Genomic DNA, 17,949 nt, shown 5'->3' with positions numbered 1-17,949 from the left:
TGATTTAGAAAATCTTCCTTGCGCCATCGGCTCCCCTCTGGGCAAACGAGAGTTAGTCATCCCAAGGCCTGTGGCTCACAGGCCTTTTAGCCAATGTTCTGTGAGTCACAGAACATGGAAAGATAAAGCTCGCCTCTACTGCCCAACATTTTAAAGAAAAACTAGTCTGTCCAATCAATTAAATTCCGTCACAAACGTATTTTCAATACCCCAATTTTTATTGGGAACTGCAGAGGTGGTTATAATTAACTCACCTCCATTCACTATATCTTCGTGCCGGAGCCAGTTTTGATTGAGTTCCTTCCCATTTAAAGTGGCTGACTGGATATAAAAATGATCCTTATCATAATTCTCAACCACAATTTCAAACTTCTTATCGTTAGGAAAATGGATGCTTACTTTTTCAAAGATAGGAGCCGTTAAGTAATACACCGGAGTGCCAATATTTGCCGGTGACATCCCCATGCTGCGGAGTACAAACCAGGAAGACATTGTTCCTGCATCATCATCCATTGTTCTGAGATATGCTTTTGGCTGGTTCTGATAAATGCGACCTACATAAGGGTCAATGCCTTTACTGTTGTTATTAAAATAATTCTGAACCACAGTATCTAACATGATATTCCGAAATAGTTTTTGAGATTTCCACGGTTGGCTGGTCGCATTGTATAGCCCGGGAACCTGCAAATCCGGCTGATTGGCATGGTTGTAATTATTTTCTTCAAAAAACTGATCCAGTTCTTTAATGAATTGGGCTTCACCTCCAATTAAGTTTTTAAGCCCCTGGATGTCATAAGGAACAAACCAGCGATATTGCCTGATTGTACCCTGGTATAATCCTCTGGCTTGCATTCTATCAACATCATCTCTGCTGAGATCAGCAAAATCTTTTTCCCAATAATTTTTATACTCCAGCGCTTTATTACGGTATTGTGTTGCAAGTTGATCATCTTTCAAAATACTCATGATTTTAGATGCCGCATACAGGTCGTAAGATGATTCTAGCGCTTTATCCGGTGAGTTAAAATTGAGCCTGTTTACCTCAGCAATGATAGAGTCTTTAATAGAAAGGAGATCTAATGAATAATTTTTTTCATACGCATCCAGCAATACAGCAATTGCATGTTCTGTTCTAACAGTTGGGGAAGGTTCATGCTTAGTGGCCCAATCCTTTTTTCCATAGCGGTAAAGATTTGCAATAGACTTTACTATTCCTTTGTACTTTTCCGGGTACAGTAAAGAAAGCATCGGTAATTGTTCCCTGTAATTGTCCCAAATAGCCCAACCATGGTATACGGTAAAATCTGCCTTTTTAGTGGAACCATCTATAGCAGCATACATACTGTCTCCTTCACTTATTTTATAGGGAGCCTGTAAACCTCTATATAAAAGAGAATAGAACAAATTCTCCCTTTCAGTTTCTCCCTGAACTGTTACACGTGAGAAAAGTGAATTCCAAGCTTGATCTGATGCTCTTTTTACACTATCAATATTCGAATCTTTAAGCTTTTCCTCTGCATATTTTACGCCTACAGATGAAAAGCCCACTTTAACCTCGGTGCTTTTGGAGTCAGCTTTCAGAGAAACATAATACTGATGTTCATTTAACTTTTCAAAGGCGTTAAAATTAGAAAATTGTAATGCATAGTATATTCTGTAAATCCCTCCATGACAGGTCGTATAGGTGTCTATCCAGCCTGAAATTTTATTTTCTTCAATTGTATGTGTTTCAGCAATAAACCTGTTGGACAAAGCAAAGGAAAGGTCGATAAACAGCCCTTTATCAGCAATATCTTTCGGATAAGTATAATATTCTACACCAAAATTATCAAGCACACTCATTGAGGCCGTTATCCCATTATCAAAAGAAACCTCATAATAGCCAGGCGAGGCATACTGTTTTGATTTCAACAAGGTTGTTTCTACGTTTTTATTGAGTATCGGCTTAATTAGTATATTTCCACCACTACCGGTACAGCCCACCCCTTCTAAGTGAGTATGGGTAAATCCGTCAAATTCCTTAGCGTAATACTCATAGCCTGTATGGGTATGCACAGTGGTTTGCGGGCCTATACTTAACATGCTGAATGGAGAACTGGCTGAGGGAGACATTTGACCATGATCGCCCGAGGTGCCCAAAAATACATTTACCTTGCTGCCCAAATCATCTAATCTATTACTAGAAGTTGTAGCTTCTTGATTCTTCTTAGACTGAGTGCATTGACTAAATGATAAGGCAATGCAAATGCACACGAAGTTTAAGAGGATATTTACACGGGTAACAGATAGCAGGATTCCAGTGGCTGGATGTGTTTTTTTCATTTTAATGTATTTTAGATAGTGCCTTTCAGGCAATTATATCGGATTTGGATGTTGTTGATAAATATTAAAGGTAAAAGTATGAGCAATGCATACAGCGATTCCACTTTCAATTTAAAACTCCTAACATAAAGTCTTCCCGCTTTAAATCATATCCGCTCATCAAAAAAAGGGTAAAAAACACCTACTCATGGGGATTTGGATAAGCATTAAAAGTTTGTAATGGACGTAGTTCAGTATTTTGTGGCAGTAGCTGGCAATGTGCGGCTGTATGGGTTGCCGGTATTCAGCGTAAATGCAGTAAGGGGAGCAACTCAGCCAAGGAAGTTTCTTCAAAGGATATTGCTGATTTGAAGATGGCTGTTTTGCCTGACAAGTATAACGAGTACCCGAATAAAAATTAAGAAGTTGAACCAGAAGAAGGTATTGAAAGGTACAATGAAATATGAGGGTAATCAGATGCCATAAATTTCCTAAAGTTGATTATGACTATTCCAATTAAAAAACACCTGCATTTACCTACTAAAATACAGGTGTTTATGATTTAATTGTTTCAATGAATACTGCTCAACTCGCAGTTTCTCTCTCGTTAGTAAATTTACTAACGAAATCGCCCCGTAGCACCTCCAACTTCAGTATTTACATAACCACCACCCTGCGTAATATCTGGTTTCAATAAAATTGCTCTATGGCCTCTCACTCTATTGCCCTGATCATATAGCCATACCACCACCACTGCCCTTGCGGTGTTATAGTATTTAAATTCAGGAGCTACAACTTCAAAAACCCCTCTTTCATCAGGTTCAGAAACATTATACTTGTCAGGTCTATCATTGTGTCCATAGGTGCCTTCATTCTCAAGAAAAAAAGTCGTCCACTTCTCACAGCCAGAGGTCAGCTTTTCATCATGAGTCAATGGCTTCACATTTGGAAACTGATCTTTAGGAATGCTTTCCTGCCAGCCATTTCCATTAGTAAATACCTCGCCATCTTTATATACATTTTTGAGTTCCAGATAAAGGTTAGTTTCAGTTACAGGATCTATTCTATCCAGGTATCTACCTTTTGGGTAAAGAATTTCCAAAGTGGGTTCTATTACCTCTATCACATATTTGTCCCACTCTTCTTCTCCTCCTGCTAATGCTTTTCTGGCCAAGTTAACCTCTGCAATAAAAGCTTCACCGTTAGATAGTTCTTCTTCCTTCTCTATTTGGTCATCTACTGGGTTTGCATTCTCATCATCTTTACATCCTGAAAAAAGGAAAATCAATAAAAAAGAGTAAAGGATAAAATTTCTCATTTGCTGTATGTTTTGGTAAAAATTCTGTTAAATAAAAATAGCCTCAAAATTAGAAATAAAGCCATTGGACTTATTAAAAGAAAACCGACAAGTCCTATAAAAAATCCGACAAGCTGAAAAATTACATTACTGGGATTTTCAACATGAGGCACAGACACATTTTACCCTTAAAAATACCCTGAAACCAATTACCTCTCATCAATAGCTTAAGCTCTTTTTTAAGCTGTAAATGAAATTGACACTAATAATCAGGAAAAGTGAGATGCCAATCTGAAAAATCCTTTTGAGTATAGATGGATTTAGCATATCATTTGACATGGAAAGACCGGAAGCCCACCAACTCAATAGTACAGCAAAGCCCAGTACTGCCAGACAGCCAATAAATAATGGCAGAAAGCGTAATTTTACAGAAGGCACTTTCTTTTCCTCCAATGCAATTCTACTCATCAGCTGATCGGTAAAATCATCCGAGGTGTGCACTACACTTTTTTGTATAATATTTCTTGCTTCTTCTTCCTTCATAACAATTGTTTAATGTCTTCCCCTAATATTCGCGTCAGTTGCTCATGCATATTTTTTCTACCTCTATGCAAATTCACTTTAATCTTCGATTCACTAAAGCCAGTCACCTTTTTGGTTTCTGCAATACTGAACTCACATAAATAATATAACCTTAAAACCAATGCCTCCTCAGATTTAAGCCTGTCCAGTGCAGCTTTCACAAATTTTTCCTGATCGGCTGCCTTCATAAAATTATCTTCCTTGGAAGCAGGTTGATGATAAATTTCATCCACCTCCTCAATCTGGGTAAAATATTGATGCTTTCGCAGAGCTGAAAAGGCAGTGTTCACCACAATGCGATACAGCCAAGTGGAAAAGGCGGCTTTCCCTGAAAACTGATGGAGCTTATTGTAAACTTTCACAAAAGCATCCTGCAGCACATCCTGAGCCGCATCATAATCTTTAATAATGGAGCAGGTCAGAGAAAGAGATACATCCTTGTATTCCTGCACCAACTGGCGGAAAGCCGATGCATCTCCTTCTATTGCCTTCTTTACCAGTTCAATATCAGAAGAGCTTTTATTCACCCTCCTGTTTTCTGCGGATAAAGTGTGCGCCTACCAAGCCCGTTCCTCCAAATATGAGAATCGTTGCCCATATCAGCAAATCCATCGCATCTTCAGACAAATCCATGGCAGTAAAGATGGAAGAAAAGCCCAATCCCACTCCCAGACCTAAGATAATACAGCCTAATTCCAGGTATTTGAACCTATTTTTGGGTAACTGATAAGCTTCTCCTTTTTGAATAAGCTCCTTCTTAATCAGAAAATTAAATTTTGATAATATAAAGACAATGAGCACGATGAGGGTGACTAATGAAGCCCCTATTACGATGGCAATAATTGATTCTGAATCCATAACTTTTGATATTTTACGGTGTAAAGTAAGTTTAAAATTGCTTTCCCAGAAGCTTAAAGTTTTCTAAAAAACCCTGCATATTATCTGAATTAGTGAAAAATACTATTCCATACTCCTCTTCCGGTATAATCATGCAGTAAGACTGGAAATCATGATTATTGCCTGTGTGCATGTGCATCATTCCTTTTTGATGTGGTTTTTGAGCCATGCCCAATCCCCAGCCAGTCTGTCCTATCTGCAACTTAATTGGGTTATCTTCTTTAAAATGATTATGCTCTTTGAACATTTCTTTGAAATACTTTTCTTCCAAACCTTCTTCTTTAATTAAAGCTAGAAGAAATTTAGCATAATCCTTCGCATTACTATGCAGACTGTAGGCTGCTCCAAATGATTTTCCGAACAATTCTTTGTCTGTAATAGCTCCCTTTTCATGTCCCATCGCCTTATGTGTTTTTATATAATCGTTTCCAGTAAAGGAGCTATGCTGAAGGCCTAAAGGAACTGCTACTTCATCCAGATAAACCTGGTTTAAACCATCTTCCCAACCAACTTCGTTTAGCTGGCCAATCACAGCTGCCAGGTACTGATAGGCCTCACCGGAATAAGAAAAATTTGTTCCTGGTTTATATGAAATAGTAATCAATTGATCATTGGACCAGTTAGGAAAGCCCGTACTATGGGAAAGAATCATTCTTGGAGTGATGAGTTTATACCACTCCTGCGAAGCAGAATCTATTCCCGGATGGGGTAAATATTCATACATAGGTTTGTCAAGATCGAGCAAACCTTTTTGCACCATCTTCATGGTAAAATAAGCAAAAACTGGCTTTGATAATGAAGCTGCTTCAAATAGGCTCTCTTCTGTTAAAGGCTCACCGGTATCAACATTGGCCACTCCCAGGGCCCTATGGTATACAATTTTGGCATCATTTATTATAGCAATAGAGAGGCCCGGCATATCCAGAGAGTCCATCAGATGGGTCAGCCTGGCATCAAGTATTGTAGAAGAAATTGTTTTATCGTTTAACCCTTTAATTTTTTGACTTCCATTTTGAGCAAAGGCACTGCAAAAACAAAGAAAAAGCAGTCCGGTAATTATTTTCGATTTTATATATTTCATTTCTTTTCATTTAAATTTTACAAAGATTTTGCTGATCAACGGGCATTGGACTCCACCCGAAAGGAAAAGGTTACAAACTATTTTCAGCAGAGTAAAACCTATAGAAGAAACAGGAAAAAGAAAGATACTGGAGGGGTTTAAATTTTTTGCCTAAACTCTGCCTCTAAACATTGTCTGCAGAGAGGATACATTAATTTATCTCATTTTTATGATGGAAGAGAAATTATTTTCTTTTATCGCTTGAACCTTTCTAAACATTTAAATTATTGCTTTAAATCAGATCTTATATAAGGTGCCGCCTTATATCAGTTATTCTTACAAAATTTATCTGAAATGAATTACTATTGACCTTCAGATTTAAAAAATAGACTTCTTAATCCTTTTTATTCCTTTTCTATAGGCTTTTAGGCTGGCAGTATTTCCATCAGTAACATTTACACGCTGCTCCCCTTCTTCTTCGTCAATAATCAAGGGGTTGATATTAACTTTCACTGTAAAAGAGCGGTTATCTGATGGTTGCTCCAGATCGGTTACAGTAAATAAAGCAGATGCAGTATTTGTCTCCTGGTTCCTGTTGTACGGTTCTTCGTAGCGGTTTAGCTCATTGTTTGTATAAAACCCATAGGAGTCTCCTGTCTTATTATTCAATAATTTTACATCTAATAAATAACGAACGTTTAGTGTCTCCTTTATCTTCTTTTTCGTTTCTTCCGATAGTTTTGTGGCATGGATGGAATCATATAGCAAACCTTCTTTCAATAAAATATACTCTTCTTCCGGAAGGTAAACGGTAAATAAGTCATCACTTAATTTTTCTCTGGTCTCAGCTGCAAGTTGCATGGCCTGATTACTACTAAAGCCCTGCATACTTGTAATAAGCATCCTGTTTCCAGACTGAATTACAGGCTTACCTGAATGATGACTAATTTTTGTATTGGTACAAGATGCTGTAATTGCAACAAAAAGTAAGAAAAGTATATATCTCATATTTAAAAGAATTAAGAAAGTACCCGAAGTCAATTGAAGGTTCCTCAATTTTTTTTAGTTAATAATCAGAAAGGAAATAAAGTCTTTTATTCAACATCTTTGAAAATTGAAGCAAAAGTGAAAGAGTTCATCTTTATTAATAAGTCTAACGGTAATACACCTTTTAAATTTCTTTCAACATAAATAATAGTTATCTCCAAATTATTTATGGTAGATTTTTCTGCTCCAAGAAATGATAATAGAAGATAAAACCTCTATTAATTTGATAATTCTTCATCTTAATGATGGATGCCTTTTTGTTTTTCCTTTCAGCTTTATAAAAGTTAAATCAGAATAATTCGTTTCTACTTTTTCTACACTCTCTCCTTTTAAAAACATTGGTATTATTTTATCAAATGTTTCCCTTTCCCACATGGCCTGCTCGTGGCCTGCATTTTTAACTTCTACATGTAAAGCATTATTAAAACCTTTCATCGTTTCCGTCACTTGTTCAGCAGGTGTCCTGCAGTCCAGCTCACCCGTTATAAAAAGGGTAGGGATATTGGTTACAATCGGTATACTTGGATCAAATGATAGTTTATTTGAAACCCAATGATCTTTTGCAGCGGAAAAGGGGAAGTTAACTATATTTCCAAAAACACTTGCTTTTGCTTCTTTTTCAATAAGATCCCATCGACTTTCATCTACACCGGAAGCCAATTGTTGATTAAGACCATTGCCCGATACAGCTAAAGCAAATACTACTCTTTTCTGTAAAAACCACTTCAGAATGGTATAATCACCCTGATCTATACTGTAGAGTAATCTTGGTATTGCAGGTATATCATTATAATCATCAATATCCAACCTCAAAATAAGTGACAGGCCAAACGAACCCACTTTAAGATGTATCTTCTTCCCAGTGACAGGATTTTTTATGACCACTACAGCAGGTTTTTTTTCTAGTTTCTTCATTACCCTATGGAGAAGTGCTTTAAAATCAGGAATGCTTTGAGATAATTTTTCATCTTCTCTAATCATCCCTGCAAGTTTATCAATTTGATTATCAAGATACCTTGGATAATTAAATGCCTGATCGGGGGCATCAGCTCCGGCAAAGATGGCTTTCTCTATCTGTTCAGGAAAGAGCTTTATCATAGTCATTCCGATATGAGACCCGAAACTAAACCCGAAAATAGAATAACGTTCTATTTCTAAAGCCCCCATCAGCTGATTAATATCCCAGGCATATTCTTCGATATTATACCCTGTCACGTCAACATTTCTCTCATCAAATATTATAAGAGATGACTTTATCATCTTCTCATAATGAGCGTAAGCTTCATGTTCTGAAACAAAGAAGTCTTCCGGTAACTCCTCAGTATAGATGTAGGTAAGTGCCTCGTCATTATTACCACGCCTGTCGACAAAGATCAAGTCCCCCAAATCGAGCAATTCTATCCAATCTTTAAGCACTGCCGGGTTTTCAGCCTGCCAGGTACTACTGCCACCTCCTCCTTCTATAAAGACCAGAGGAGCTGTCGGATTTTTTGAAAGACTTTTGAGGCGAACATATTTAAATTTAATTAACCTGCTTAAAGTATCCTTTCTGTTTTCAGGAACCTCTAAATAACCAATCTCTCCATTTATATCAATATTTTCATCAGTCTTAAATATTCTCATTTTCCGGTCAATGATACGAGCCTGTCCGTAAAGTGTAATACTAAAAATTACACCTGTAATTGTTAATAAAATTTTAGTTTTCATATTGCTTTGATTTTTTTTTCAAAGCTGGCAGGTAAAAAACTGAAGAAAAAATGAAGCAAGTTCCAGAAAGCAATATGGGACTTAATTGCTCTGTAACTTTAAGTATTCTGAGGGTGTCATTCCTGTTTCATTTTTGAAAATACGATAGAATGAAGTTTTTGAGCTAAAACCAACTGCTTGACCCAAGCCAAGAATGGAGTACTTTCTATTTTCCTGTTTAACACATTCTTCCTTAAATGCAGCAATACGGTATTGATTTATCAAATCGCTAAAGCTCGTTTCCAGTGTTTCATTTATTAATGAGGAAACAGTATTAATTGGCCAGCCCAAATGGCCCGCAAATTTTGCTACTGTCAAAGTTTGGTCTTTGTAAAACTCGTTTCTAGTTAGGGCATCAAGCAACTGGTTCTTTTTATGAATTAATGCACTAATAGAAAATTTAAACTTACTTACTTTGATCATGTACTTATTTATTCGCTCAGCATACTTTAGCAAATACAAATACCCCATAACAAAAATCCATAAGGAAATAACTATGCCGAGACTATTGTACACCCAAGCAGAATTATCATCTAATTGATCAACAAAAATTAAAGAAATTATAATAACTACCATTAAAAAACCGATCACAAATATCCATGATATTACCAGTGCAGATAACCACTTTCTAACTTCAGCATAGTCCCTCAAAACAAATTTAGTTTCCTTAGACTCTCTATAGATAAGATAGGTATAGATAGAAAATTGGATAAGACTCAAGAGTGATCCATAAAGTGCAAAAGTTTGTATCAATGAGATATTAGCATAAGCCCAATCTATGTTCTCACTTATGTATAAAAAAACTGCGGTATAAAGTAATCCATCAAAAAGTAATGAGGGCAAAAAGTGTAGAAAATCTTTAAAACTAAATTTTCTCTGCGGATTTTTAATATGGAGTATGTGCAAGTAGGCTAATGGACCATAAGTTAATCCAAAATCCATTGGTACCGGAAATCTGACATTGAAAGCATGAATTGAAGATTCCAACACTGTATGCAATAAAGAAATAGAGAAAAGAAAGATAAGAATAGCAAAATAAGTGTTTGGCTTTATGTTGGATCGGGTGAGAAAAATTAATATCGTTAATAGCAATCCTTGAAATACCATTAAAAGGAAATAAAAATTGGGGGAATCAAGTGAAGTATCAAGCATCATCTATAGAATTAATGTTGTTAGTACATTTTACCAAAATTCTATTTCAAAATAAGACTATTTTTTTTAACTACCGATACCCATTTTATTGAAGGTCCCAAAATACGAAAACAGTAGATAAATCAATGCAAAACATTGGGCGATATTTTGAATTTATTTATTAAAAAAGGACTGTTTTGGGAGCCTGTAATACTGATAAGAAAATGAACTCTAGAAGGCCAAGAACAAAAGCAAGAATAATAACCATTTCGGTAAATCTTTTCCTAAAAAACCATGTTATTCTAATGATTACAAAGTAAATTTATACCAAAATATCTGACACCTATGGAGGATCTTCTTGCTGCCCGCTCTCAAATGGCTCTGTCTCTGGGCTTTCATATAATTTTCGCTTGTATTGGCATGGTAATGCCTTTTTTTATGGCTACTTCGCACTACAAATATCTGAAAACTGGCGACCTCCATCAGAAAAACTTAACCAAAGCGTGGAGTAAAGGAGTGGCTATTTTCTTCGTGACCGGAGCTGTTTCCGGCACTATGCTGTCCTTCGAGCTAGGCTTACTTTGGCCCGAATTTATGGAGCATGCAGGACCTATTTTTGGGATGCCATTTTCACTGGAAGGCACCGCCTTTTTTATTGAAGCCATTGCCCTGGGTTTCTTCCTGTATGGTTGGGACAAATTCAATAAATGGTTCCACTGGTTTACCGGAATTGTGGTAGGCGTAAGTGGATTGGCTTCCGGTATTTTAGTGGTTGCTGCCAATGCCTGGATGAACAGCCCGGCAGGTTTTGATTATGTAGATGGAAAGTACATCAATATTGATCCTGTTGCGGCTATGTTTAATGACGCATGGTTTACGCAGTCTCTCCACATGACGCTGGCGGCATTTGCTGCCATAGGTTTTGCAGTAGCCGGCATTCACGCACTCATGTTGCTCAAAAATAAGAATAAGCAATTCCACTGGAAAGCTTTTAAAATTGCTATAGTTTATGGAGGAATTGCCGCATTGCTACAACCTCTTTCCGGTGATTTATCGGCTAAAGATATTGCTGAAAGGCAGCCCGCTAAGTTAGCGGCCATGGAAGCTCATTTTGAAACTTCTAAAAGTGCGCCCTTATTAATTGGAGGCTTGCCCAATGAAGACACCAAAGAAGTAGATTATGCGATTAAAATCCCCGGTGCTTTGAGCTTTTTAGCCCATGGCGATTTTGAAGCAGAGGTAATTGGCCTGGATCAAATACCTGAAGAAGATCAGCCACCTGTTTTGATTACACATATTGCCTTTCAGGTGATGGTAGGTTTGGGGATGATCATGATGGCACTCAGTTTACTCTACTTTTTCTCCCACTGGAAAAATAAAAATTGGCAAACGAAAAGATGGTATCTCTGGCTTTTTGTGTTAGCCACTCCTCTAGGTTTTATTGCTCTGGAAGCCGGCTGGACGGTGACAGAAGTAGGCCGACAGCCCTGGATAATTAATGGTTTTATGCGAACAAAAGATGCCGTTACGCCTATGCCAGGCATTTTCTACTCGTTTCTTATTTTTACTGCTGTATATGTCTCCTTGTCTTTTATAGTCACCTTTTTGTTATACAGGCAAATCAAAGCTGTGCCTACAACTTATGAAGAAGGCAAAGACCAGAAAAAAGCATTAACCCCTCAATAAATACTGATATGTTATATGTAGTAATAATATTTCTTTGCTTAGCCATTTTGCTCTACCTTTTATTAGGAGGAGCCGACTTTGGAGCCGGTATTGTGGAATTAATTACCCCGGTAAAGCTACGAGAGAAGATGCGCACCATTGCTTATGAAACCATCGGCCCCATTTGGGAAGCCAACCACATGTGGCTGATCATCACAATCGTAATTCTTTTCGTGGGCTTTCCTACGATATATACTGTACTCTCAGTACACTTGCATATTCCTTTATTACTGATGCTTTTGGGTATTATCGGCAGGGGAACTGCTTTTATTTTCAGGCATTATGATGCTGTAAAGGATGATATGCAGCGTATTTATAATATCATTTTTACCTATTCCAGCTTTATCACTCCTCTATTCCTGGGAATAATTGCAGGCTCAATGATTGCAGGGGAAATTGACACTAATGCAACTACTTTTTATAGTGGATATATTCAGCCATGGTTCAACTATTTCCCTATTTCTGTAGGTCTTTTTACAGTATCAATTTGCGGATTTCTGGCGGCCGTATTTTTGATGGGAGAAGCGGCCGACAAAGAAATTAAAGCAGCTTTCACCAGACAGGCAAAAGTATTAAATATAGCTACTGTAATTGCCGGAGGCATTGTATTTCTGGCTGCTGAAATTGAAGGTATATCACTCATGAGAGAATTGGTGACAAATCCTTTTACGCTTGTTATTTTACTTTTAGCGACCGCTTCGCTTGTATTGCTATGGTATTTTCTTGGGAAAAACAAGAAAGTGCTGACAAGGTTAATAGCAGGTTTCCAAATCAGCATGATCCTCTTTGCTGTTGGACTGCACTACTTCCCTGATTTTATCATCTTAAAAGGAGGTAATAACCTCTCTTTATACAATAGTGCTGCTATGGGTAAGCCTATTATCACATTGGGCTGGGCCCTATTGATCGGAGGAGTTTTTATCATTCCCTCATTAGTATATTTGATTTATAGTTTCCAAAGGAATAGATCAGTGAGTTAGGTCATGATGGGGTGTTTTTAAAGAATTGTATTAACGCAATAGTCACATAAATCAAATCTCATTATAATAGCTAAAAGAAAGAAAAGAAACTTTCAAGTTGAAGTGGCATGATTAGAAAAGCAAAGAACCATGCATCTTTTTAAGGACTAAATTCCCTCTACCAAAACCGTAAAAGAACTACGCTTTTATCAGATATTGGCTTCCTTTCAGCTAACCGAAAGTAGCATAACTCGTAGGGAGTAGTAGTATCATCATCAACTTTTGTATGTGTTTTTCACCCAGTGCCAGTTTTATTGCGGGAGCATCCTTATTAGCAGTTGGAGCAGGTTCTGTAAAATATGCAAAAGAGCCTCAGCAGAATTTTTTAGCCGTAATACCCATATTATTTGCTACGCAACAATTTTTTGAGGGCTTTCTTTGGCTATCGTATATTAACAGTGACTTTTCTGAGCTGCAGACTTCCTCGATGTACGGCTTCCTACTATTCGCTCAGGTAATATGGCCTACCTGGGTACCTTTATCTGTGTGGAGTTTAGAAGAAAACAACAAGAAAAAGAAAGTGCAAACCATATTTCTTTGGATGGGAATACTTGTCTCTTCCTACCTTACTTTTTGTCTTTTATCTTTCCCGGTAAGTGCGGCAATAGTAAACGGACATATTCAATACAATTTAGATTTTCCGCATACTGAAATTTACCTGTTTTCCATTATGTATTTTATTCCGATTGTAATTTCACCATTTTTCTCATCAGTAAAATACATGAAAATACTAGGTGCTTTGGTGTTCGTTTCCTTTCTTATCACCTCTATTTTCTTCAACAAAAACCTGATCTCAGTCTGGTGTTTTTTTGCAGCTGCTATTAGCGTAGTAATACTTTTAATTGTGAGAAGCTTGGGGAAAGTAGAAGGTTAGTTTTAAGAGAATTGTGTTTTCACTCTCCTCCTACCACAACAGTCCATGGCCTCACAGTCCACTCTTTGATGAGTCCATTTTTCACGTACGGATCGTTTTTGGCAAAATCTTCTGCTATTTTGGGGCTATCGGCTTTGAAAATGAGTGCCGCCCCATCGGCCGGTTCAGCAAAGGCTCCGGCCATAATGATATCGCCTTTTTCATGCGCTTCTTTCGCTAGCTTTAGGTGTTCTGAACGATAGGGAGCTCTTTTCTCCACATAATTTTCAATGGTTTTATAAAATAGGATGTAGTAGTTCATTTTTAGTTTCTTTATTTTTTAAAACAAGTAATTTAATGATTCCTGACAGTATATCTATAACAAATACCTAACAAACCTGAAACCAGGTAGTTTATGTCGTATTTCACCCGCATATTGTCGGCTTTACACATCTCCCTCAGTTACGCAAATCCGTATATTTGACAAAAAGAAACTAAACATTTCAAAGCCATGGAAACTACAAAAGCCATCATTGTTACAACCGAAGTAAAAGCCTCTCTTAACCAGGTTTGGGCTAGCTGGACACAGCCAGAACACATCACTCAATGGAATAATGCCTCTGATGATTGGCATACGCCCTCTGCTGAAAACGATTTAAAAAAGGGTGGTACTTTTAAATACAATATGGCTGCTAAAGACGGAAGCGCAGCTTTTGATCTCGAAGGAAAATATGATCAGATAATCGAGCATCAATTGATTGAGTACACCTTGGCTGACAGTAGAAAGGTGAAGATTACTTTCGAGAAAAATAATGATGCTATTCGGGTAACTGAAGTATTTGAACCTGAGTCAGAAAATTCCGAAGAGTTACAAAGAGAAGGCTGGCAGGCTATTCTGGATAATTTTAAAAAGTATACTGAATCGCTCAATAAGTTTGATAAACTCCATTATGAAATTCACATTGATGCATCTCCGAAAAAGGTATACCTTACGATGCTGGAAGATAAGCCTTACAGAGAATGGACTTCTTTTTTCAATCCCGGATCTCATTTTAAAGGTAGCTGGGAAAAAGGTGCTAAGATTTTATTTTTAGGCTCTGATGAGGAAGGAAATGAAGGTGGTATGGTAAGCAAAATAAAAGAAAACATTCCGAATCACTTTGTCAGTATTGAGCACTTGGGCCTGTTGGGTAATGGAGAGGAAATTACATCAGGACCTGAGGTGGAGCCTTGGGCAGGAGCATTAGAAAATTACACCTTTGAAAGCAATAATGGTGGCACTTTACTTAAAATAGAAACCGAAACCAATCAGGAATATTTATCATATTTTGATGAAACGTGGCCTAAAGCATTAAAAAAGCTGAAAGAAATTTGTGAAAACAAATAGACTACCATGTGAAAATATTCGGCATCAAAACTTCAGGGTTCTTAGCTGGAACCCTCAAATTACATTAATCATTTAATTTAGAATAGCTCTTACATCCGAATAACATTATATTTGCTCCTATAATGGAAAGAGTGAGTGAAAATAGTTTAATTAAATCTTTAATCGGTTTTTTTCAACAAACCTATCCATTCTATTATACGAAGTCTAATTCCTGGAAATACTTTCTACTCATTTTCCTTATTGCATTTTCGTTCAACTTTATTTTTGAGCCTTTTAATGTGAACCGGGGCGAGCATAAAATGAGCTATTTCTGGATATGCTTCTTACATACTTTTATACCTTCTCTCATTGCTTTAATATATTTTTCCCTGCTCGATTACTTCTCAAAAAGCTATCGGACATGGACAGTTGGCAATGAATTCATACATATTCTAATAGTATTGTTAGTGATTGGAATAGAAAACTTTCTAATACGAGACATAATCTATAATAACCCTAATAACTGGAGCTATGCTTATTTTTTTGAAGAAATCAGAAATACATTTTTAGTAGGATTCTTGATTATAGTGCTGATCATACCTATTAATTATAATTTCCAACTCCGAAAAAACAATGAAGCGGCCCTACAAGTGAAAGAATCAGGAAGTAAAGCCAACGATAAAAATTCAACGCAACTTATTCAAGCCCAGGTGAAAGCTGATGAATTTAAACTCGTTCTTGACGATTTAATTGCGGTACGGAGTGATGGTAACTATTCAGAGTTTTTTATTCAATCAGAAAAAGAGCCCGTTAAACTGTTAAAAAGAATTTCCCTGAAAGAGTTAGAAATGCAGTTAACAGATTTTCCTGAAATTCTGAAGACCCACAGAGGTTGGCTGGTCAACTTAAATACTGTTGTACAAACCCAGGGAAATGCAGGAGGTTATCAATTAACATTATCCGGTCTATCGATAAAAGTACCGGTTTCCAGAAGCTTAATTCCAAACTTTAATGAAAGGATGACCTCTTTAAGTAACTCACCTTTGTCATCTGTCACAAATGCTTGTCAGCCATAACAAGCTACTTTTCTCAGCTGCACCAGTCAAATATATTTGCTGCTCACAAAATTTGAAACTATGCGTAGATATGATTTAGACTGGCTCAGAGTGATTGTCTTTGGCCTACTTATTTTTTACCATGTAGGAATGTTCTTTGTCCCATGGGGGTGGCACATTAAAAACAATGTTCTTTATGAAGACCTCACCTGGCCCATGCGCTTTCTTAACCAATGGCGCTTGCCTATTCTCTTTGTCATATCCGGCATGGGTTCCTTTTATGCCCTCAATAAAAGAAACGGATTTCAATTTATGGGTGAGCGTATTAAAAGGTTATTAATTCCTCTTATATTCGGTATGGCAGTAATAGTTCCGGTGCAAGTGTATGCAGAAAGGGTATATAAAGGTGAGTTTCAGGGAGGATATTTTGACTTCTGGCCTCAACTGGCATTCATAGGAGTATATCCGGAAGGTAATATCAGTTGGCATCACTTATGGTTTTTGCCTTATCTGTTGGTGTTTTCCCTCATCCTCACTCCCATCTTTGTATATTTAAAAAGAAACCCTGAGGCTGCCTTTATAAAGTTTACAAATAGAATTATTGCCAAGCCATTGGGTTTATACCTTTTTCTGTTACCTCTATATTTAATTGAATCACTGGTGGAGCCTTTTTTCCCTTCTACTCATGATCTGTTGAACGATTGGTTTAACTTCTCAAACTTTATTACACTATTTTTCTTCGGTTTTCTACTGATGACGGTAAAGGATACTTTCTGGAAGGTGGTTCAGCAAAGAAGAAGGGCTTACTTGTATTGCGGCCTGATTGGATTTACACTGATGATCGGCTTAAGGATAATTTGGGAAGATTCTGTATTAATCCACTTTATAGAGGCCGGATTTATGGTATTTAACTTCTGGTCGTGGATATTGGCTATATTTGGCTACGCAGCAACTTACCTCAATAAACCCGGTAAACGATTGAGCTATTGTAATGAGGCAGTTTATCCTTTTTATATTCTTCATCAGTCAGTAACTATAGCTATAGGCCTCTATTTATACGATCTCAATTGGGGATTTTGGGCAAAAGCAAGTATTTTAGTAATTGGCACTTTCGGAGGCTGTTGGATCCTGTACGAACTGGTAATAAGAAGAGTAAGAGTATTTCGCCTTCTTTTTGGTTTAAAATCAGAAAAAAAGACAAAATTGCCACAGCAACCCGGCAAAATATCAACAATTACATGAGGTCATACTTTCAATCCTTTAATATACTTAGTGAAAAAGAGCTTCAATTATTGAATGATTTAACCACTTACCGAACACTAAAGAAAGGAGCTTTCCTTATCCGGGAAGGTGATATTTCAAAAGAGGTGGTTTTTATCCGATCAGGAATTTTGCGCTCTTTTTTTACCAAACCTAATGGAGAAGAAATAACCTATTGTCTCACATTCGGAAACAATTTGATGACAGCGCTTTCAAGTTTGCTGGAAGGAAAGCCTACGCATGAAAACATTCAGGCCCTTACCACTTTAGAGCTGGAAGTAGTCAAAAAAGAAGATTTATTTGCCTTGAGTGAACAGTACTTTGGGTGGATGAAAATTTTTAAAGTACTGGTGGCCCAACAATACCTGGAATTAGAGCAGCGTATGCTGGATTTACAAAGGCTTGATGCCAAATCGCGCTATGAAAAATTGATTCAGGACAGAAAAGAGTTAGTCCAACACATTCCTTTAAAACACCTGGCTTCCTTTCTCAATGTAACTCCCCGGCACCTAAGCAGATTAAGAGCGGAAATTTCTTAAGTAAATTTTTAATTTGTAGACAAATGTCCTCGTTCCTTAATGGCTTCCCCTGCTACTTTTGATGAAAAGAA

Annotated in this window: 18 protein-coding genes; 8 read left to right on the top strand and 10 right to left on the bottom strand. The window is 37.1% G+C overall.

Annotated elements, in window-relative coordinates:
- Nucleotides 1-174 precede the first annotated feature (174 nt).
- Nucleotides 175-2,322 (bottom strand): glycoside hydrolase domain-containing protein, encoded by a 2,148-nt coding sequence (locus IEV85_RS11655; protein WP_188463482.1) that lies wholly within the window; start codon nt 2,320-2,322, stop codon nt 175-177.
- Nucleotides 2,323-2,541: 219 nt separating this feature from the next.
- On the opposite strand from IEV85_RS11655, the gene IEV85_RS25085 reads away from it, so the two are divergent.
- Entirely contained in the window at nt 2,542-2,673 is a 132-nt protein-coding gene (locus IEV85_RS25085; RefSeq protein WP_262892146.1) for a hypothetical protein, read from the top strand.
- A gap of 247 nt (nt 2,674-2,920) precedes the next feature.
- Here the strand turns inward: IEV85_RS25085 and IEV85_RS11650 are convergent, their stop codons facing one another.
- The 8 genes from IEV85_RS11650 to IEV85_RS11615 all read right to left on the bottom strand — a co-directional run bounded on the left by IEV85_RS11650 (nt 2,921) and on the right by IEV85_RS11615 (nt 9,872).
- Nucleotides 2,921-3,619, bottom strand: a complete 699-nt coding sequence (locus IEV85_RS11650; RefSeq protein WP_188463476.1) for a CAP domain-containing protein — start codon at nt 3,617-3,619, stop codon at nt 2,921-2,923.
- Nucleotides 3,620-3,817: 198 nt separating this feature from the next.
- Nucleotides 3,818-4,141 carry a hypothetical protein gene (locus tag IEV85_RS11645; RefSeq protein ID WP_188463474.1) on the bottom strand — a complete coding sequence of 108 codons (324 nt, stop codon included), beginning with the start codon at nt 4,139-4,141 and terminating at the stop codon, nt 3,818-3,820.
- Nucleotides 4,138-4,707 (bottom strand): RNA polymerase sigma factor, encoded by a 570-nt coding sequence (locus IEV85_RS11640; RefSeq protein ID WP_188463472.1) that lies wholly within the window; start codon nt 4,705-4,707, stop codon nt 4,138-4,140. Before IEV85_RS11640 ends, IEV85_RS11645 begins: the two co-directional genes overlap by 4 nt.
- Nucleotides 4,700-5,038: a hypothetical protein gene (locus tag IEV85_RS11635; protein WP_188463470.1), complete on the bottom strand. Its 339-nt coding sequence runs from the start codon at nt 5,036-5,038 to the stop codon at nt 4,700-4,702. Before IEV85_RS11635 ends, IEV85_RS11640 begins: the two co-directional genes overlap by 8 nt.
- 31 nt (nt 5,039-5,069) lie before the next feature.
- Nucleotides 5,070-6,158, bottom strand: a complete 1,089-nt coding sequence (locus tag IEV85_RS11630; protein WP_188463468.1) for a serine hydrolase — start codon at nt 6,156-6,158, stop codon at nt 5,070-5,072.
- A 357-nt stretch (nt 6,159-6,515) separates the two neighbouring features.
- On the bottom strand, nt 6,516-7,145 hold the full coding sequence (locus IEV85_RS11625; RefSeq protein ID WP_188463466.1) for a hypothetical protein: 630 nt from the start codon (nt 7,143-7,145) through the stop codon (nt 6,516-6,518).
- Nucleotides 7,146-7,418: 273 nt separating this feature from the next.
- The gene (locus tag IEV85_RS11620) at nt 7,419-8,891 is read right to left on the bottom strand and encodes an alpha/beta hydrolase (RefSeq protein WP_188463464.1); all 1,473 of its coding nucleotides are present in this window, start codon (nt 8,889-8,891) and stop codon (nt 7,419-7,421) included.
- A gap of 81 nt (nt 8,892-8,972) precedes the next feature.
- Nucleotides 8,973-9,872 (bottom strand): helix-turn-helix domain-containing protein, encoded by a 900-nt coding sequence (locus tag IEV85_RS11615; protein WP_188463462.1) that lies wholly within the window; start codon nt 9,870-9,872, stop codon nt 8,973-8,975.
- A gap of 534 nt (nt 9,873-10,406) precedes the next feature.
- On the opposite strand from IEV85_RS11615, the gene IEV85_RS11610 reads away from it, so the two are divergent.
- From IEV85_RS11610 to IEV85_RS11600, 3 genes are all read left to right on the top strand, one after another.
- Complete coding sequence (locus IEV85_RS11610; RefSeq protein ID WP_188463460.1) at nt 10,407-11,747, top strand: cytochrome ubiquinol oxidase subunit I; 1,341 nt, start codon at nt 10,407-10,409, stop codon at nt 11,745-11,747.
- A gap of 8 nt (nt 11,748-11,755) precedes the next feature.
- Entirely contained in the window at nt 11,756-12,766 is a 1,011-nt protein-coding gene (locus IEV85_RS11605; protein ID WP_188463458.1) for a cytochrome d ubiquinol oxidase subunit II, read from the top strand.
- Between the two features lie 265 nt (nt 12,767-13,031).
- The gene (locus tag IEV85_RS11600; protein ID WP_188463456.1) at nt 13,032-13,679 is read left to right on the top strand and encodes a DUF6629 family protein; all 648 of its coding nucleotides are present in this window, start codon (nt 13,032-13,034) and stop codon (nt 13,677-13,679) included.
- A gap of 19 nt (nt 13,680-13,698) precedes the next feature.
- Here the strand turns inward: IEV85_RS11600 and IEV85_RS11595 are convergent, their stop codons facing one another.
- Entirely contained in the window at nt 13,699-13,980 is a 282-nt protein-coding gene (locus IEV85_RS11595) for a YciI-like protein (RefSeq protein WP_188463454.1), read from the bottom strand.
- A 189-nt stretch (nt 13,981-14,169) separates the two neighbouring features.
- On the opposite strand from IEV85_RS11595, the gene IEV85_RS11590 reads away from it, so the two are divergent.
- From IEV85_RS11590 to IEV85_RS11575, 4 genes are all read left to right on the top strand, one after another.
- Entirely contained in the window at nt 14,170-15,045 is an 876-nt protein-coding gene (locus tag IEV85_RS11590; RefSeq protein WP_188463452.1) for an SRPBCC family protein, read from the top strand.
- Between the two features lie 122 nt (nt 15,046-15,167).
- Nucleotides 15,168-16,100, top strand: a complete 933-nt coding sequence (locus IEV85_RS11585) for a LytTR family DNA-binding domain-containing protein (RefSeq protein ID WP_188463450.1) — start codon at nt 15,168-15,170, stop codon at nt 16,098-16,100.
- Nucleotides 16,101-16,160: 60 nt separating this feature from the next.
- Nucleotides 16,161-17,321, top strand: a complete 1,161-nt coding sequence (locus IEV85_RS11580; protein ID WP_188463448.1) for an acyltransferase family protein — start codon at nt 16,161-16,163, stop codon at nt 17,319-17,321.
- On the top strand, nt 17,318-17,878 hold the full coding sequence (locus tag IEV85_RS11575) for a Crp/Fnr family transcriptional regulator (RefSeq protein WP_188463446.1): 561 nt from the start codon (nt 17,318-17,320) through the stop codon (nt 17,876-17,878). The genes IEV85_RS11580 and IEV85_RS11575 overlap by 4 nt, the downstream gene beginning before the upstream one ends.
- Nucleotides 17,879-17,949 lie beyond the last annotated feature (71 nt).

Source organism: Marivirga lumbricoides (assembly GCF_014636295.1).
In the GTDB taxonomy this organism is placed as follows: Bacteria; Bacteroidota; Bacteroidia; order Cytophagales; family Cyclobacteriaceae; genus Marivirga; species Marivirga lumbricoides.
This window is presented reverse-complemented; position numbering and strand designations above follow the sequence as displayed.

Excerpts from the sequence above, each read along its gene's own strand:
- IEV85_RS11655 (WP_188463482.1), bottom strand. The coding sequence starts at position 2,322 with ATGAAAAAAACACATCCAGCCACTGGAATCCTGCTATCTGTTACCCGT.
- IEV85_RS25085 (WP_262892146.1), top strand. The coding sequence starts at position 2,542 with ATGGACGTAGTTCAGTATTTTGTGGCAGTAGCTGGCAATGTGCGGCTG.
- IEV85_RS11650 (WP_188463476.1), bottom strand. The coding sequence starts at position 3,619 with ATGAGAAATTTTATCCTTTACTCTTTTTTATTGATTTTCCTTTTTTCA.
- IEV85_RS11645 (WP_188463474.1), bottom strand. The coding sequence starts at position 4,141 with ATGAAGGAAGAAGAAGCAAGAAATATTATACAAAAAAGTGTAGTGCAC.
- IEV85_RS11635 (WP_188463470.1), bottom strand. The coding sequence starts at position 5,038 with ATGGATTCAGAATCAATTATTGCCATCGTAATAGGGGCTTCATTAGTC.
- IEV85_RS11630 (WP_188463468.1), bottom strand. The coding sequence starts at position 6,158 with ATGAAATATATAAAATCGAAAATAATTACCGGACTGCTTTTTCTTTGT.
- IEV85_RS11625 (WP_188463466.1), bottom strand. The coding sequence starts at position 7,145 with ATGAGATATATACTTTTCTTACTTTTTGTTGCAATTACAGCATCTTGT.
- IEV85_RS11620 (WP_188463464.1), bottom strand. The coding sequence starts at position 8,891 with ATGAAAACTAAAATTTTATTAACAATTACAGGTGTAATTTTTAGTATT.
- IEV85_RS11615 (WP_188463462.1), bottom strand. The coding sequence starts at position 9,872 with ATGGATTTTGGATTAACTTATGGTCCATTAGCCTACTTGCACATACTC.
- IEV85_RS11610 (WP_188463460.1), top strand. The coding sequence starts at position 10,407 with ATGGAGGATCTTCTTGCTGCCCGCTCTCAAATGGCTCTGTCTCTGGGC.
- IEV85_RS11605 (WP_188463458.1), top strand. The coding sequence starts at position 11,756 with ATGTTATATGTAGTAATAATATTTCTTTGCTTAGCCATTTTGCTCTAC.
- IEV85_RS11600 (WP_188463456.1), top strand. The coding sequence starts at position 13,032 with ATGTGTTTTTCACCCAGTGCCAGTTTTATTGCGGGAGCATCCTTATTA.
- IEV85_RS11595 (WP_188463454.1), bottom strand. The coding sequence starts at position 13,980 with ATGAACTACTACATCCTATTTTATAAAACCATTGAAAATTATGTGGAG.
- IEV85_RS11590 (WP_188463452.1), top strand. The coding sequence starts at position 14,170 with ATGGAAACTACAAAAGCCATCATTGTTACAACCGAAGTAAAAGCCTCT.
- IEV85_RS11585 (WP_188463450.1), top strand. The coding sequence starts at position 15,168 with ATGGAAAGAGTGAGTGAAAATAGTTTAATTAAATCTTTAATCGGTTTT.
- IEV85_RS11580 (WP_188463448.1), top strand. The coding sequence starts at position 16,161 with ATGCGTAGATATGATTTAGACTGGCTCAGAGTGATTGTCTTTGGCCTA.
- IEV85_RS11575 (WP_188463446.1), top strand. The coding sequence starts at position 17,318 with ATGAGGTCATACTTTCAATCCTTTAATATACTTAGTGAAAAAGAGCTT.